The following is a 16,634-nucleotide window of genomic DNA, read 5'->3' on the forward strand; positions in this document are numbered from 1 at the left end:
TTTCAACCCGCCGACCGGCGAAAATCGGGCAAAAGGCTGAAAGATTCAGCCTTTTTTTGTTTTTCATTTTTTTAATCTGGCGGTCGGCAAGCACGGTTTGTCCGGCAAAGGCTTTTATTACCATAGCAGCTGCAAATCTATCTATAGTAGAGTACCTGTAAGAGGAGGCTGATACCGATGAGAAAACAACTATCCGCAATGGCCATATTGGCGGCACTGGCGGGGACGCTGCTGAATCCGGCCGGCGCCGACGCATCAAACGTGAATACAAAAACTTTGTACATAGATGGAGCGAAGGTGAAGACGTCCATGCTTGTGCAGAACAACCGCCAGCTTGTGCCGGTTGCGTTCTTCAGAAATCTGGATGCGGACGTCAGCTGGAGCGACCGGTACAATTCGGCCGTCGTCAGCAATCCGTCCATTGTAATGGGGTTCCCGCTCGGAACCGGCTTTGTGGATTATGAAAGGAACGGGAACGAACGCTGGGAACGCGCCCGGTTGGCCACAACCGCGGTCGCCCGCGACGGGAAGGTCTATGTGCCTCTCGCCTACACGGCTCGAATGCTTGGCATGAACGTCAGCTACAGCGCGAGAACGAAACGGACATCGATTGCTCCGGCTTGGAAGAAAGCGGTTAACGTTCAGGCTGCTTCCCGATCCGCCGCGCAAAAAGTATCCGTTGCTCAAAAAGTATCCGCCACGCAAGAAGACATGAAGTGGTTTTACCGGATTACGGAAGCGGAGGCGGGCGGTGAAAGCTACTGGGGTAAAATCGCGGTAGCCGCGACGATCCTCAACCGGGTAAAAAGCCCGGAGTGGCCGGACACGATCAAGGGGACGATTTTCCACGTGACCAAGTATAACGGCAAATCGTACTACCAATACTCGCCGGTGCTCGACAAGCGGATCTACAATGTAACGCCGAGCGACGAGACGATCAGGGCGGTCGACGAAGCGATGCGCGGCACGGATCCTTCGTATGGCGCAGTCGTCTTCTACAACCCGGACAAAACCGACAACCAATGGGTCCGCAGCCGGAAAACGACCACGATTATCGGCAATCATATATTTGCGAAATAAGAATCGAAGATTTAAACTTGGAGAGGCGGCCTTGTCGGCGCCTCTCTTGGTTTGCAAGCGGGAGGAGGGAGCGCTGCGGCCTTTCCCGGACTTGCCTTGGTTGCACCGATCCTTCTCGGAACCGATATTGCCGCGGTCCTGGCGCTTTCGGTCGGTTCGGTGTACGGCTTCGGCTATATGGATTGGATTTGAGCAGAGCAAACGACAAACGGCCCTGACCGCGACGGTCGGGGTTATTTGCTGCGCGCTCCCTTGTCACCGAAGGGGATTGTCGAAATTTGCCGAACTTATGTTCCGGAAAACCTCTGTTTTTTAACCGATGAAAGCGGTTTTTTAACTGGGGTCATGCTTCTCTTCCATCTACAATATAGGAGACTTTAAGGCAAATCGCCTATATCGGGAGGGAAAAGAATGACCTTGAAGAAGAAAAATTGTCCGCTCGCAGCCAAGCTGTTGTCCGCCGCGTTAGCGATCCCCTTGCTGTTCACGGGGATGTCCGCCGCGGCGGCGGAGGATGCCGTCCGCGGGCAGAACGCTTCAGGCAAAGGACCGAAGGTGCAGCTGGAATATCTGGACCGGGGATTGGTCGCTGCCGCTGCATCCGAAGGCGTTTTTCTGAGCTGGAGGCTGAAGGGGGACGAGGTGGACGGCTATTCCGCGACGGGCTTGACCGGCGTCGACTTCAATGTGTACCGCGACGGCAGCAAGATTGCGACGGTGACCGACAGTACGAACTTCCTCGATCGGGCAGGCACTTCCGCATCTAGCTATGAGGTGTCGGCGGTGTCCGAAGGCCGGGAAATCGATCGAAGCGCCGCGGTCGCACCGTGGGGAAACGGCTACTACGATATGCCGCTCCGTAAACCGGCCGATGGCGTAACGCCCGCAGGCGAGGCCTACACGTACTCAGCGAATGACGCCAGCGTCGGGGATGTGGACGGCGACGGCCGATACGAGCTTTTCGTAAAATGGGACCCTTCGAACTCGAAGGACGTCTCTCAGGTCGGTTACACCGGCAACACCTACATTGACGCCTATACGCTGGAAGGCGCTTTGCTGTACCGGATCGATCTGGGCGTCAACATCCGGTCGGGCGCGCATTACACCCAGTTCATGGTGTACGACTTTGACGGCGACGGCAAGGCGGAAATGATGTTCAAAACAGCCCCGGGCACCAAGGTAATCCGGTTCGATCGGACCGGCGGCGTGATGTCGGAAAATTATATTACGCTGCCGGAAGACGACATCCGGGCGGGTTACAGCAACGGGGATGACTACCGCATGAGCCGGGATGACTACTATGAGCATTTGGTGACGACGTTCATGGGCTGGCAGGCGCGTGAGGAGGTTGTGCAGGGCCGGTGGCCGGCGACGATTGAGGAAAGCTTCGGTCTTGAGAAGCGATACGAGTATCCTCTGTCGCGGGCGGATGCCGAGACTCTGGTGGATTATTTCATGGACACCTACGCGCCGAGCCGCAGCGCCCGGAACAATCTGCGCGCGTTCGAGGGGTTCATTCTGAACGGCCCTGAATATTTGACCGTATTCGAGGGCGCGACCGGCAAAGAGCTGCAAACGATCCGTTACAAGCCGGGCCGCGAGGACGACGGCCTGATGTGGGGCGATTATGCGATGGCGAGAATCGAGCCGGGCAACCGGGTGGACCGCTTCCTGGCAACTGTAGCGTACTTGGACGGGAAGCGGCCCTACGCGGTGTTCGCCCGCGGCTACTACACAAGGTCGACGCTGGTTTCGTACAGCTGGGACGGCAAGCGGCTGAAGGAGGAATGGTACGTGGACAGCGGCTGGGTCCCGATGAGCAACCCGTTCAACGACAGTCCGCACGGCCGCGACGGCACCGATCCCGAGTTCGGCACGTTGACGACCCAGGGCATCCATTCGATCAGCTCGGCGGATGTGGACGGCGACGGCAAACAGGAAATCGTCTACGGCGCCGCCACGATCGATCACGACGGTTCTTTATTGTACAGCTCGATGGATGTCATGCCGCCTCAGAGCGCGGCGCCGGGTACGACGGCGAGACTCGGCCATGGGGATGCGATGCATGTGACGGATATCGATCCGAACCGGCCAGGGCTTGAGATTTTTTCGGTGCACGAAGGCGCCGCTTGGGCTCCGTACGGCTACGCCATGCGGGATGCCGCAACCGGGCAGGTCATTTTCGGCGGCTATACCGGCAGAGATACCGGACGCGGCATGATCGGCGACATTGATCCGGCGCAGCCGGGCATGGAGTCGTGGGCGGGCATTCCGCTGGCGCCGGCGGGCGCCTTGTGGAATGCGCAGGGCCGGCAGATCGGCAGCAAGGCGCCCGGCACGAACATGAGCATCAAGTGGGCGGCCGACATGACGACGCAGATCGTGAACGGCGCCCTGAACGTTACGCCTGCCATCGACGATTGGAACCGGGGGCGGCTGCTGACGGCTGACGGTACGCTCACCAATAACGGCACGAAGGGCAATCCGAGCCTGGTGGCCGACATTGTCGGCGACTGGAGAGAGGAGCTTGTCGTTCGCACGGCGGACAGCTCGGCCCTGCGGATCTATCTCAGCACCGAGGTGACGAACCGCAAGCTGTACACCCTCATGCACGATGTTCAATATCGGGCGGAGGTCGCGCGTCAGAACACGGTGTACAACCAGCCGTCGTACACGAGCTTCTATCTGGCGTCCGACATCGATTGGGCGAACGTGCCGATTCCGAACATGAAGACGCCGGGCAAGGGCGACAAGCGGCGGGACTAGTCGGCAGCATGAATAAAAAAGCGGCTCAACAAAGGGACTTTGTTGAGCCGCTTTCCTTTTTACCCTGTAAAATGTTGCACCCATTCGCCGTTGAAATAGCCCATGCCGATCGTAGTGAAATTCTTGTTCATGATGTTGGCCCGATGACCGGGGCTGTTCATCCAGGCCTTCATGACGTCTTCCGGCGTCTTATAGCCGCTGGCGATATTTTCACCTGCATACCTGAACGTTACGCCGAATGCTTTCATCATGTCGAACGGAGAGCCGTAGACCGGCGAGTTGTGGTCGAAGTAATCTTTCTTGTACATATCGATCGCCTTGGCTTTCGCCACAGCGGACAGTTTGGTGGACAAGGTTAACGGCTTCAAGCCTGCTTTGGCGCGTTGCTTGTTTACGAGACTGACTACTTGCCTGGAGAATGTGTAACTGGATTGCGCGGACTGGGTAACCGACGGCGCGGACACGGATACCGGCAAAGCTTCAGCCACGCCTGCTTGTCCTGCCGTAATGCCTGCCGCCAACGTTACGGACATCAGAACAGCTGCCAACATTTTTTTCAATATAATCCTCCTAACCGTTGTTCGCAACCCGCAGGGCCGCGTTGCCTGACCCTTTGTATTATAGCCGTTTGCGGCCGCGGCAGATGGATTATGAGGAAATCATCATTTAATCTTAATGTTGACGCGCGTCAAATCGAGGCGGATCGGGTAATAGTATGGGTTTTGCGTCGATAAACTAAGCGGAAGGCGTCTTGTGCGTGCCGGCGGCGGTTTGCCGGTCGAGCCAGCCGAGCAGATCGGCGAAAAAGGTTTCCCGTCCGAGGTCGTCGAACGGCCGGTGCCTGACGTCTTCGTAGGCGATCCGCTGTTTGTCCGGCGAGCCGACGCTGTCGAAGAACCGGTGCAGTTCGGCCGGCGGCGTGATCTCGTCAGCAAGTCCGTACTGGAGCAGGAGCGGCAGCCGGATGGAGGAGGCCGACTTCGTGAGCATCGGCAAAGTCCGAAGCAGCCCGCGGCCCAAGCCCGGCGTGACGGTATTGTGCCGCAGCGGGTCGGCCTGCAGCTTGGCGAGCATGTCGGGATCCCGCGTCAACTGCCGGAGATCGCCGGTTTTCTCGACGGTGTAGTCGGGCTTGAACCGCCCCATCGCGAGCACAAGCAGCTTGCCCAAGGGAGTCGCCTCGTACGAAATGGCGGGCGCGATCGCCGCAAGCCCGGCGACGCCTGCCCCGTGGCGGACAACATAGTCGAGGCTGATCACGCCGCCCAGGCTGTGCGCCATGAGATAGAGCGGCAATGACGGCTGCTCAGCGTCGATACGTGTCCGGAGCGCATGCAGGTCTTCGCGATATTCATCCCATGAACGGATGAATCCCCGTGTTCCCGGGCTTCTGCCGTGGCCGCGCAGATCGGGAGCATACACGGTGCAGCCGTTGTCGGTGAGCCGTGTGATCAGGCCGTAAAGCCCTCCGCTGTGGTCGCCATGTCCGTGCACGAGCAGAACGGCCGCTTTGGGCACGCGGTCGGCCGGTGTTGCGGCGCGGTAAAAAAGCTCCGTTCCGCCTGCGCCCCGGAACGTTCCTTCATTTTCCCGCAAGCTGAATCCCCCTCTCAGTTGATCGCCATATAATGGTTATTATACCGCTTGCTTGCGCGATTGGGGAGTAGCTTTCGGTTTTTTTCGGCTGACGAGGCCGATGCTGACGCCGGTCATCGCCATGCCGGTCGGCAGGTTGGGCGCGAACGGCTCGTGCTGCGCCGCTTGTCCCGGTTTAGCAAATGCATTTTCTTGCCCGGAAGGCTTTAATCCGTGTTGAATATGGGTATAAAAAGGAGTATGAAAGGGGGGAACTCCCATGCCTTTGACTCCTCAACAATTGATAACGCTGCATGGCTTTAATAATCTGACCAAATCGCTCAGCTTTAATATGTACGATATTTGCTACACCCGGACGAAGGCGGAGCGCGAGGCCTACATCGAATACATCGACGAGCAGTACAACTCCGACCGGCTGACGAAAATTTTGCGGGCGGTATCCGATATTATCGGCGCCCATGTGCTCAATGTGGCGAAGCAGGACTATGTGCCGCAGGGCGCGAGCGTGACGATGCTGGTGTCCGAGGGGCCGGTGGTTGAGGTGCCGACGCAGTCTTACGAGCAGTCGCCAGGGCCGCTTCCCGAGACGGTCGTCATGCAGCTCGATAAAAGCCACATTACGGTGCACACCTACCCCGAATATCATCCGGACGAGGGGATCAGCACGTTTCGCGCCGACATCGACGTGTCGACCTGCGGAGAGATTTCACCGTTGAAAGCGTTGAACTATTTGATCCACTCGTTCGATACGGACATGATGACGATCGACTACCGGGTGCGCGGCTTCACGCGGGATATCAGCGGACATAAGCTTTTTATCGACCATGACATCAACTCGATCCAGAACTACATTCCGGAGAACGTGAAAAGCATGTACGACATGATCGACGTGAACGTGTATCAGGAAAATATTTTTCATACGAAGTGCAAGCTGCGGGAGTTCGACCTCAACAACTATCTGTTCGGATACACCAAGGAGAAGCTCAGTCCCCAGGAGCAGAAGCAAATCGCCCGGCGGCTGCAGACCGAGATGGACGAGATCTTCTACGGCAAAAACATGAGCCGCGTGGAGAACGAGGGTGAGTGAGCGTGCGGGTAAGCAGGGAAGTGAGATGAAAACTGGAGAGCGGCCTCATCGCATGACGGCGGGTGAGGCTTTTGCGCGTTTGGCGCGCGCAGGGCCGGCGTGGCGGGAGATGAGGTTGGCCGGTGAGTGAGGTTGCTTGCTTGTGCTTCTTTTGTCACTTTTGCGGCCGAACGGAAACAGGAGCCGACCCGGCGTTGTCGAATATTATTGAGGTTGGCAATGCGGTGACTTTAGTAAACATAAAGCAGGTGACGCGAAATGAAAACGATTACGGTTCAGCTGCTGGTGCAGCGCTTCAAGCTGGAGGTGCTGGCAGGCGAAGGGAAACTCGACCGAACGATCTCGCAATCGCGAGTGCACCGGCCGGGGCTCGAGTTCGTCGGCTATTTCGAGTTTTTCCCGATGGAGCGCGTCCAGGTGATGGGGCGCAAGGAAATTACCTATTTACATAAGCAAACGGAAGAGGAGCGCAAGCTCCACATCGGCAACATCGTCAGGTACAGGCCGCCTTGCTTCATCGTGACGTACGGCCAGGGCGAAGGGCTGAAATACCTGACGCAATACTGCGAGGAAGAGGGGATCCCGCTGCTCCGGACGGCGGAGTCCACGACCGAATTCATAACGAAGCTGGACGGCTTCCTGGTGAAATCGCTGGCTCCGGAAATATCGGTGCACGGCGTATGCATGAACGTGTCGGGCATCGGCATCCTTCTCCGCGGACAGTCCGGCATCGGCAAAAGCGAAACCGCGCACACGCTGATCCGCCGCGGCCACCGCCTCGTGGCGGACGACATCGTGACGCTGAAGCGGATCAGTCCGCAGACGCTGCTCGGCACGCACAATGAAACGACGAAGGAGTTTCTGGCGCTGCGCAGCATCGGATTGGTTAATGTGGTAAGACTTTATGGGCGTAAAGCTTTTCAGGATGAGACGAGAATCGTGCTGGATATCGAGCTTGCCCGTTGGCGGGAGAATGAGCTTAACAACGATTTGGAGCTCCAGCCGGGGGATACCGACTACCTCGGCGTCAAGGTTCCGCACATCGAAATTCAGCTGCAGCCGGGCCGCGACGTGGCCGGTCTGATCGAGGCCGCGGCCAACAACTGGTATTTGCGCCAGCAAGGCTACAGCGCCGCTGAGGAATTTATCAAGCGAATCGAGGAGCAGATGGAAGAGAACGGGTAGGGGAGTCCGTAAAGGATTCGAGTGGCTGATGGGGTTGAAGGGCATGGTTATGTCATGATAAAATCGGTTTATCAAATACGGTTGTGAAGCACACACCGCTATCTTGAGCGCATGATGCGTTCGGGGGAGCGGTGTTTTTATTTGAAACATTTTACGAGAATCATGCAGTTGCAGCAATTCATGTCCTGCTGTATACCGGGCAAAAGGTTTAACATGATTAAATAGAGGTGAAGGAGTGCTCTTGCATAACGAATCACGTGAGCTTTATCCGGTTGAATTTGTTAACCTGGACCATTCAGATGTTGCGAGCCAAATGTCCGATTGGGATGAGTCCTTTGACTGGACGGTTTATTTTGGACATCGAGGTATTGAAGTCTACAAAATGTGCGTAGTCGGAAATCCTGACATCCAGGGTGCCTTGGCATTGGAGTACAAGGAAGACCATGTTTGGGTTCACTTGATTGAAAGTGCGCCCCATAATCGGTTTGGCAAGGTATTTGATTACGTGGGCGAGAACCTGATGGCTTACGCTTGTCTACGCAGCATGGAACTTGGTTGTGATGGATTTATAGCGTTTAACGCGAAAACGAGGTTGATTCGGTATTATTTGCTTAATATGCGAGCTAAACGCCTGGGAAACGGTGAACGCATGTACATCGACGGGGTTGCCGCAGAGCATTTGGTTCAAGTATACTTAAAGAAGAGGTGATGACAATGAGGAAACGGTCAAGCATTGATAATGCCGCTCGACGTTTAACGAATGGTCAATTTGTACGCCAGTCTTCGCCTGGTAACGATACCTCCGATGTCAGCCAATTCATTCGTCATCATAAAGACGAGTTAATAAAAGCCAGAAAAGATATCGTTAAGGCTCCTCGCTAACAGGCGATGTCATGATAAAATCGGTTTATCAAATACGGTTGTGAAGCACACACTGCTATCTTGGGCGCATGATGCGTTCGGGGGAGCGGTGTTTTTTTATGATCATGGAGGAGGGATGGCGGGTGGGGGATAATGGATTTGCGGAGGCGTATGAAGCATGGTTGAAAAAGCATTATTATTTGCATCCGGAATATGAGGTGATCGATTTCAAGGGCGGCAGGCGCTTTTTGGATTTTGCGTATATCCGCTATCCGCTGCGACTGTCGATCGACATCGACGATTTCGGCTCGCATGTTACGAATATGTCACGTTGGGGCTTCTGCGATTCAAACAACCGGCAAAACCATCTGACCAATGATCGGTGGAAAATCATCCGTTTTTCCCTTGATGACGTTAAACACAATCCCCGCATGTGCATCCAGACGCTGCAGCAGTTCATGCAGGTATACAGCGCGGAGGCCGGGCGAACGACGAGCATCGACGAGCTGGTGGAAAAGGAAGTGCTCCGCTTGGCGTTGGCCCTCGAGCGTCCGCTGCGAATGCAAGATATATGTGCGTATTTAACGACATATTTCCCGGGAAATGGTGAAAGCGCTATCATTATGTCATATCTTCCCAAGTACAAACGCCCCGTTTTGCAGTATGATAGAGTTCGGGGGTGAGGCATCGCGCCATGATTTTCCTTAAACGGATACGGCAATACCGGGTTTACCGCAGATTGGTTCTGTCTTATTTGCTGCTGCTGACGGTTACGATCACACTGCTCTCGTTCATACTCTATTCGATGTTTTCCGCGAGGGCGGTACAGGAAATCGACCGTTCTTCCAAGCAAATGCTGGCCCAGGTCAGCTATACGGCGAATGTGGTGTACGACCAGATTCAGGACGTCACCGGACAGTTGCTCAGTGATAATGAGATTATGTCGTTCCTGTACGCCAAAACGGACAGCAAGACGGTCGACTACACCGCCAACCTGTTTCTGAACCGCATTCAAGGAGTCTACCCTTTCATTAAGAACTTAAGCGTATACAATTTCACAACCGGCGCCTATATCGACTCCCTGGGCTTGCAGCCGGATCCGAATATCGCGACCGCGGACGGCACGAACACGTTCGGCTTCTACCCCCGTAAGGTGGATTCCGTCACAGGCAAAACCTCCTACAGGCTGCTGACGTTCAAAATCATTCCGGAGCGCTCCTTCGCCGAGACGCCCGCCTCCGCGATCGTCGTCGATCTCGATGAATCATACATTCGCAACACGATGCGGAATCTTAGCGGCTCCGCCAAAGATTCGCTTACATTCGTCATGGACGCGTCAGGCACCGTGCTGTCACACTCGAATCCGGAGTATTTCATGGCGGATTACGCCTCCGAACACGATTACGTGCGCGACATTCTCGCCGATACGGACGGACAGGGGAGCTTCGTACGGAACCTCGACAGGGAAAAGTATCTGGTGACCTACATCAAATCGTCCAACCTGGACTGGTATTTCGTCAGCGTTCGCCCGTACGCGGAGCTCATCTCCAACATCTACGAGCTGCGCAACTGGACGATCCTCGTAGTCGTGCTGCTTGTCCTTGCCGGCGCGGTGACATCGTTCATGCTTTCCGGCAATATTTACAATCCGATCAGAACGCTGCTGGACAAGGTCAATTCGACCGGAGGTCCGCCAACCGCCACCGCTTTAATGCGCTATGACGAATACGAGATGCTGACCGAAGCGTTCACGGAGAAAATCGAAATGGCGAAGTCGATGGAATCGACGATCGACCGTTCCGCCCGCGCGCTCAAGGACAGCTATCTCGCCCTGCTGCTCAAGGGCAACGCCAATAAAATCGCGGTATCCGCCGAGATGAAGCGCGAGTGGGAAAGCCGGCTGAACGGGCCTTGCCTGACGGTCATCCTTTTCAAAATCGACCGTTACGCCGCTTTCCGCGAACAGTACGATTCCTACAACAGGGGACTGATCCGGTTTGCCGTCAGCAACATCGCGCATGAGCTGCTCAGCCGGTCTTGCCGCAGCGATGTGGCGAATGCGGACGAGGATGAGACGGCGCTTATCCTGCAATCGGAGCAGCCGCTTCACGAAGATCACCTGCACCTTGTGCTCGGCGAGATCCAGGACGCGGTCCATCATTACTACGGCATCGGCTTGTCGGTCGCGATCGGCGATCCGTGCGGCGCGGTCAGCGAGATTCGCGATTCGTACAAATCGGCGCAGGATTGCATCGAATCCCGGCTTTTTCTCGGGCATGGCTGCCTGGCAAGCAGGACGACGATGCACCGGGCAGGGACGGAGCAGGCTCCGCGTTATCCGTCCGCGATCGAGAAAAAGCTGATCGACGCCGTCAAGCTCGGCCGTCAGCCGGCGATTCGCACACACGTATCGGAATTCAAGGCATATCTGACCGGATGCACCTATACAAGCGCCATGCAGTACACGAACTTCCTCATGCTCGGCATCATCAAGGAGTTCGAGTACATTACCGAGTGGTGGGGCGTCGATGCCGATCAACTGTATCGTACCCTGGACGAATTCCGCGCAGTCGAGACGCTGGAGGACATCGAGCAGATGATCACCGCGCTGGCCGCCCGCATCGTCGACATGCTCGAGGAGAACCGGAAGAACACGACCGTCGCCAAAAACGCCAAGCTGATCGAAGAAATTCAGCAGTTCGTCAGGGAGCAGTACGCCGAGCACGGGCTTTCGCTGGAAGCCGCGGCGGACCATGTCGGGTTCTCGGCCGGCTACATCGGCAAGTTGTTCAAGAGCATGACCGGCTCGACGTTCAACGATTACGTCACCCATATCCGGATGGAGGAGGCCAAAACGTTCCTTGCCGCGACGAACGATTCGGTCGCGCATATCGGCGAGCGGGTCGGCGTGTACAATGTGCCGTATTTTACGACGCTGTTCAAAAAGAAATACGGCATGACGCCTTCCCAATACAGGGAGCAAGCCGCCAAGGAGCAGGATCCGGTATAGCGGGTCCCGACGCGCGCCTTCCCGGCGCGCGTTGCGGCACCGCATCGCGGCTGTCGGGGCAAGGCGGTACAAAAAGCGATTAAGCGGCGGATTTCCGTCGCTTAATCGCTTTTTTAACACGCAGTGCGCGATTTTGAAAGCCGGTTCTCCGATTAGTGAAAGCATCGCCGAAAGTCGAAATTTACAGCTCCAGCCCCGCCCGGTATGATTCAATCAACGAACGAGGCAAGGAGTGCTGACGATGGAAAATCCTTCTGTGGCCGACCGGCCGAGATCGGGCAAGCGCCCCGGCTTCCTCCGCGAAATCGCGAGAAACCGTTATTCGTATTTGCTCATCTTGCCGGCGATGGTGTACGTATTCATTTTCTCTTACGCGACTTACCCGTATTTGCTGATTGCCTTTCAACGGTTCAATTATCAGAAGGGGCTTCTGGGCAGCGAGTGGGTCGGGTTCGACAATTTCGTGTTTTTCTTCCGCTCGAACGCCGCGCTGGCCGTCACCTGGAACACGATCAAGCTCAACGTGCTGTTTTTGATCTTCGTTACCTTTTTCGCGGTCGCGCTGGCCTTGTTATTTAATGAAATCCGCAACAAGTTTTTCATCAAGCTGGCGCAGACGACGATGATTTTCCCCAGCTTCCTGTCATGGATCATCGTCAGCTATATGATGTACAGCCTGTTCACGATGGATTTCGGGATCATCAACCAGATCATACAGGCGTTCGGCGGCGAGCCGGTGAACTGGTATTCGAAGGCCGAGGCGTGGCCTTCCATTCTGGTCGGGATGAAGGTGTGGAAGGAAGCGGGCATGGCGTCGATCATTTACCTCGCGGCCATTACCGGCATCGACGGCTCGCTGTATGAATCGGCGGATATCGACGGCGCATCCCGCTGGCAAAAAATGATCCGGATCACGCTGCCGCTCATCGCCCCGACCATCGCCATATTAACGCTGCTGAACCTCGGCAAAATTTTCTACGGCGATTTCGGCATGATCTATGCGATTATCGGAGATAACGGCGTGCTGTATCCGACGACCGACGTTATCGACACCTATGTGTTCCGCGCCTTGCGCCAGATCGGCGATCCTTCGAACGCCGCGGCCGTAGGCCTGTTCCAATCGACGGTCGGCCTGCTGCTCGTGTTCGGCGCCAACTGGCTGACGCGCAGATTTTTCAAGGAAGGGGCGCTCTACTAATGGTGACGCGAAACCGTTTCAGCTTCGGTACGATCGCCGTCTATACCGCTTTGACGCTGTTCTCCATCGCCAGCTTGCTGCCGATGGTCCTGACGCTCATGGTTTCCTTCACGGCGGAGGACGCGATCACGAAAAACGGCTACAGCCTGTTCCCGGAGGCGTTCTCGCTGGACGGCTACCGGACGATTTTCGTCAACTCCGCGCTTATATTCAAAGGCTACGCGGTATCGATTTTCGTTACGGCGGCCGGCTCGGCGATCGCCTTGATCATCACGGCGCTGGCGGCCTACCCGATGTCCAATCCGAATGTGAAGTACCGCAATTTCCTGGCGCTCTACTTCTTCGTTACGATGCTGTTCAACGGCGGCCTGGTGCCCTGGTACCTGATGAGCACGAAGCTGGGGCTGACCGACAACCTTTTGGCCTTGATCGTGCCGACGCTGATGTTCAACGCCTTCAACATGTTTCTGGTGAAGAATTTCATGGAAGGGCTGCCGGAAGCGCTGCGCGAATCGGCCTATCTCGACGGCGCGAACGATCTGCGGATCGTTTTCCGGATCTACATGCCGTTGTGCGTGCCCGTTCTGGCGACCGTCGCCCTGTTCTACGCGCTCGCTTACTGGAACGACTGGTTCAACGCGATCATGCTGGTCGGCAACAAAGATTTGTATCCGCTGCAGTACATCCTGTTCCAGCTGCGCTCCAACATTCAGATGCTTGAGATGCTGCCGACCGGGGCAAGCTCCGAGTACACGCTGCCGGCCGAATCGGCCAAAATGGCGACGGTCATCATCACGATCGGCCCGATCGCGTTCCTGTATCCGTATCTTCAGCGGTATTTCGTGAAAGGGCTTGTCATCGGTTCCGTAAAAGGCTGACCGCGGGGTATGGACGGTTGAAATCGCAAAGCCGATATGTTCCCCGCCAGGGGTTCATATATAAACCATTTTCATTATAAGGAGAGGGTCCAGTTGAAAAAGGCATCGACAATCATGCTGTTTCTCGTCATGCTGGCCGGTTTGCTGGCAGGCTGCGGCAGCAACGGCGGGTCGAACAATACGGCCGATGCGCCGAATGGCGCGAACAGCGCCGGCAGCGGCAATACGGCGGGCACGGATGCGTCCAAAGAAGAAGTGGTCACGCTCAAATACGTGATTCCGGGCACCGAGCCGAAGGAATGGCCGGCCGTTAAGGAAGCCGTCAACAAGAAGCTGCTGGAGGACGGCGTCAACGTGCAGATCGAGAAGGAATACATCGATTGGGGCGCCTGGGAGCAGAAAATCAATCTGAAGCTGTCCACGAACGAAGAATTCGACATGTTCCACGTCATGAACGACTGGGTCGGGCTGGCCAACTACGCCGGACGCGGCGCGCTCAAGGACATTACGAAAGAGGTCGAGCAGTACGGGCCCAATCTGAAAAAGGTCATCCCCGAATCCGTATGGAGCGGCGTGACGAAGGAAGGCAAAATCTACGGCGTGCCGGCGTACTGGTATGAATCGGCCGTGGACGGATCGATCACGATCAACAAGTATTTGCTCGCGAAAGCAGGGGCCAAAACCTCGTTCGCGAACCGCCAGGAAATGCTGGACGCGATGGATCAGGTGAACAAGAACCTCAACATGAAGCTGACGATTCCGATCCGGGGCGGCACGGCGGGACCGGCGGACATTTTCCAGCGGACCTATGATACGTACCCGTTCACCGTTCGCGACAATATCGCGTACATCGGCCAGGACGGCGTCGTCAAGAACTGGGTCGAAACCGACGAGTTCAAGCAGGATGCGGCCTGGTTCCGCCAGGCGTACGAGAAGCGGCTCGTGCACCCGGACGTGCTGACGATCAAGCAGGAGCAGATCGAGCAGCAGATCAAATCCGGCCAATACGTGTTCACGTTCGGGACGCCGAACAAGCTGACGGACGTGCAGAAGACGTACCCGGACATCAAGGACGAGGATATCGAGCTCATTCGCCTCAACCCCGAGAAGCCGCGCTACCGGATGGTCAATGCGAAGAATATCAACGTCGTTGCGGCCAACAGCAAGAACCCGGCGGCGGCCGTCAAGTTCCTGAACTGGCTGTACGACAACCAGGACAACTATGACCTGTTCATGTACGGCATCGAAGGCACCACTTATAAAAAGGTCGGCGACCGCGGCATCGAGACCGTGATCGATCCGAAGACGAATACGCCGCTCTATATCCAGGACGACTGGATGATCGGTAACCTGAATTTCATCCGCGTCGACCAGAATCTGCTGACGGCGAACAAGAAGCTGTTCGAGGCCGATCCGGAGGCGCAAAATTTCTTCGCCGCCGACTTCTTCTTCGATCCGGCGCCGGTGAAGGCGGAAATGGCTAACGTGCAGGCGGTGTTCACCTCCGACGTGTCGCCGATCTACCGCGGCGTCGTCGACTTCGACAAGAACATCAAGGCCGCGCAGGACAAATTGAAATCGGCCGGAATCGATAAGGTGCTGGCCGAGTACCAGAAGCAGCTGGACGCTTACAAGGCGACACTTACGAAGTAAACAGTAAGCGGAAAGCGAGAGCACTAGCACTGGCAGAAGGCGTGGCCCCTAGCGATTGGTTTATCGATTAGGGGCCATGACTTTAGCTGCATGACCCGAGATGTAAAGGACGGTGTGTCTGAGGCTGATTGGAACCGTGGGGGCGGAAGCAATGAACGGACATCGGGGAGGATGAAAATTTGATGAAAAAGCATATCGCGGCCTGGCTGGTGCTGTGCCTGGTATTGGGTGTGACGGTTGTGCCCGGCCGCGGCTACACGGCCGAGACGAGCATTGTCAATTACGCGGTGGAGAACGGCGATCTCGCTGAGGGCTTGACGGGCTGGGACACCGGCGATGCTTCCAAGTTTACGGCGGAGCAGCGTCTGACGCTGAAGCAGGGCGCCGCTTTGTGGCGGCCGATCGCGATAACGGGCGGTGAAAGCGCGCCTTCGGCGGGCGATACGGTGTATGCGCGGGCGACGGTGGTGCTGAACAGCGACGTCACGGTCGACGACAATGTGCTGATCCGGATGAACGCCGGCGGCACGCTGGCGGAAATCAACGACTTCACCGGCGTCGAGCGCGGCCGGGAGGTTGAGCTGACGACCAAGTTTGTCGGGGGCGGCGGTGTCATTCCGGCCGGTCAGAGCGATCTGTGGATCGAGATCCATAACGATACGCCGGGCACGATCGAGCTTGCCAAGCTGGAAGTGTGGGGCGAGCGCGATGAGGACGGCGCGGGCGGCGCGGCAGCCGTGATTAAGCCTTACGCGACGTATGATTTTGCCGAAGGCATGGCGGGCTGGGAGCACAACGGAGCGGACAAATCGTACCTGACCGGCTCGCTGCTGATGCAGCCGGGCGCGGCGGCGTGGCGCAGCGTGCCGTTCGGCAGCGGGAGCGATCAGCCGGCGGCGGGCGACAAAGCAAGCGTTCGAGCCGAGTTGTTCGTAGCGGACGGCGTGAACCGGACGGACGGCGTGTTCGTGCGGGTGCACGATGCCAAGGGCACGGTGATCGACGTCAACAATATCGCGGATACGCCGCGCGGCGCATGGTTCGAGGCGAGGGATGCGTCGCGCAGCAACGGCGGCGTTCTACGCGACGACGCCTCCGAGATTTGGATCGAGCTGCATAACGAGACGGACAAGCCGGTGCGCATCCGCAATGTCGGCATCTCGGCCGAGCGCGAGGAATCGATGACGAAATACGACGTCAACGGCGACGGCGCGGTAGATGAGCGTGACGAGCAGGCATTGAAGGCAATGATTGACCGCGGCGGTGCCGGCGGAGCGGATCTGCGGTTTGACTATGATGCGGACGGCGAGCTGACCGGCA

The 16,634-nt window shown here is 56.8% G+C and carries 14 protein-coding genes; 11 read left to right on the forward strand and 3 right to left on the reverse strand.

Going from position 1 to position 16,634, the window contains the following annotated elements:
• Nucleotides 1–177: 177 nt before the first annotated feature.
• Together RWM61_RS15090 and RWM61_RS15095 are read left to right on the forward strand one after the other, a co-directional pair.
• Nucleotides 178–1,080: a cell wall hydrolase gene (locus RWM61_RS15090; RefSeq protein ID WP_314002238.1), complete on the forward strand. Its 903-nt coding sequence runs from the start codon at nucleotides 178–180 to the stop codon at nucleotides 1,078–1,080.
• A gap of 411 nt (nucleotides 1,081–1,491) precedes the next feature.
• Nucleotides 1,492–3,846, forward strand: coding sequence for a rhamnogalacturonan lyase (locus RWM61_RS15095; RefSeq protein ID WP_314002240.1), 2,355 nt, complete (start codon nucleotides 1,492–1,494; stop codon nucleotides 3,844–3,846).
• Between the two features lie 59 nt (nucleotides 3,847–3,905).
• Here RWM61_RS15095 and RWM61_RS15100 read toward each other — a convergent pair whose 3' ends face one another.
• The 3 genes from RWM61_RS15100 to RWM61_RS15110 form a co-directional block, all read right to left on the reverse strand.
• Nucleotides 3,906–4,397, reverse strand: a complete 492-nt coding sequence (locus RWM61_RS15100) for a CAP domain-containing protein (protein WP_399538748.1) — start codon at nucleotides 4,395–4,397, stop codon at nucleotides 3,906–3,908.
• Between the two features lie 184 nt (nucleotides 4,398–4,581).
• Complete coding sequence (locus tag RWM61_RS15105) at nucleotides 4,582–5,442, reverse strand: lysophospholipase (RefSeq protein WP_314002242.1); 861 nt, start codon at nucleotides 5,440–5,442, stop codon at nucleotides 4,582–4,584.
• Nucleotides 5,443–5,481: 39 nt separating this feature from the next.
• Entirely contained in the window at nucleotides 5,482–5,703 is a 222-nt protein-coding gene (locus tag RWM61_RS15110; protein WP_314002243.1) for a hypothetical protein, read from the reverse strand.
• On the opposite strand from RWM61_RS15110, the gene speD reads away from it, so the two are divergent.
• From speD to RWM61_RS15155, 9 genes are all read left to right on the forward strand, one after another.
• On the forward strand, nucleotides 5,702–6,529 hold the full coding sequence (speD, locus tag RWM61_RS15115) for an adenosylmethionine decarboxylase (RefSeq protein ID WP_314002244.1): 828 nt from the start codon (nucleotides 5,702–5,704) through the stop codon (nucleotides 6,527–6,529). The two genes, RWM61_RS15110 and speD, sit on opposite strands and share 2 nt — an antisense overlap.
• A gap of 258 nt (nucleotides 6,530–6,787) precedes the next feature.
• Nucleotides 6,788–7,714: an HPr(Ser) kinase/phosphatase gene (gene hprK / locus RWM61_RS15120; RefSeq protein ID WP_314002245.1), complete on the forward strand. Its 927-nt coding sequence runs from the start codon at nucleotides 6,788–6,790 to the stop codon at nucleotides 7,712–7,714.
• 241 nt (nucleotides 7,715–7,955) lie between these two features.
• On the forward strand, nucleotides 7,956–8,423 hold the full coding sequence (locus RWM61_RS15125; protein WP_314002246.1) for a hypothetical protein: 468 nt from the start codon (nucleotides 7,956–7,958) through the stop codon (nucleotides 8,421–8,423).
• Between the two features lie 295 nt (nucleotides 8,424–8,718).
• Nucleotides 8,719–9,258 (forward strand): hypothetical protein, encoded by a 540-nt coding sequence (locus tag RWM61_RS15130; RefSeq protein ID WP_314002247.1) that lies wholly within the window; start codon nucleotides 8,719–8,721, stop codon nucleotides 9,256–9,258.
• Nucleotides 9,259–9,269: 11 nt separating this feature from the next.
• On the forward strand, nucleotides 9,270–11,585 hold the full coding sequence (locus tag RWM61_RS15135; protein WP_314002249.1) for a helix-turn-helix domain-containing protein: 2,316 nt from the start codon (nucleotides 9,270–9,272) through the stop codon (nucleotides 11,583–11,585).
• 241 nt (nucleotides 11,586–11,826) lie between these two features.
• Nucleotides 11,827–12,783: an ABC transporter permease subunit gene (locus RWM61_RS15140; protein ID WP_314002251.1), complete on the forward strand. Its 957-nt coding sequence runs from the start codon at nucleotides 11,827–11,829 to the stop codon at nucleotides 12,781–12,783.
• Nucleotides 12,783–13,661, forward strand: a complete 879-nt coding sequence (locus RWM61_RS15145; RefSeq protein WP_314002253.1) for a carbohydrate ABC transporter permease — start codon at nucleotides 12,783–12,785, stop codon at nucleotides 13,659–13,661. The genes RWM61_RS15140 and RWM61_RS15145 overlap by 1 nt, the downstream gene beginning before the upstream one ends.
• Before the next feature lie 93 nt (nucleotides 13,662–13,754).
• Nucleotides 13,755–15,314 (forward strand): extracellular solute-binding protein, encoded by a 1,560-nt coding sequence (locus RWM61_RS15150; protein ID WP_314002255.1) that lies wholly within the window; start codon nucleotides 13,755–13,757, stop codon nucleotides 15,312–15,314.
• Between the two features lie 182 nt (nucleotides 15,315–15,496).
• Nucleotides 15,497–16,634, forward strand: a 1,138-nt coding sequence (locus RWM61_RS15155; protein ID WP_314002256.1) for a hypothetical protein, incomplete at its 3' end; no start/stop codon positions are given.

The organism is uncultured Paenibacillus sp. (assembly GCF_963515335.1).
Lineage (GTDB): Bacteria > Bacillota > Bacilli > Paenibacillales > Paenibacillaceae > Paenibacillus_I.

Bases quoted from the DNA above. Each gene is read 5' to 3' on its own strand.
- RWM61_RS15140 (WP_314002251.1), top strand. From the start codon at position 11,827: ATGGAAAATCCTTCTGTGGCCGACCGGCCGAGATCGGGCAAGCGCCCC.
- RWM61_RS15135 (WP_314002249.1), top strand. From the start codon at position 9,270: ATGATTTTCCTTAAACGGATACGGCAATACCGGGTTTACCGCAGATTG.
- hprK (WP_314002245.1), top strand. From the start codon at position 6,788: ATGAAAACGATTACGGTTCAGCTGCTGGTGCAGCGCTTCAAGCTGGAG.
- speD (WP_314002244.1), top strand. From the start codon at position 5,702: ATGCCTTTGACTCCTCAACAATTGATAACGCTGCATGGCTTTAATAAT.
- RWM61_RS15145 (WP_314002253.1), top strand. From the start codon at position 12,783: ATGGTGACGCGAAACCGTTTCAGCTTCGGTACGATCGCCGTCTATACC.
- RWM61_RS15100 (WP_399538748.1), bottom strand. From the start codon at position 4,397: ATGTTGGCAGCTGTTCTGATGTCCGTAACGTTGGCGGCAGGCATTACG.
- RWM61_RS15090 (WP_314002238.1), top strand. From the start codon at position 178: ATGAGAAAACAACTATCCGCAATGGCCATATTGGCGGCACTGGCGGGG.
- RWM61_RS15110 (WP_314002243.1), bottom strand. From the start codon at position 5,703: ATGGGAGTTCCCCCCTTTCATACTCCTTTTTATACCCATATTCAACAC.
- RWM61_RS15095 (WP_314002240.1), top strand. From the start codon at position 1,492: ATGACCTTGAAGAAGAAAAATTGTCCGCTCGCAGCCAAGCTGTTGTCC.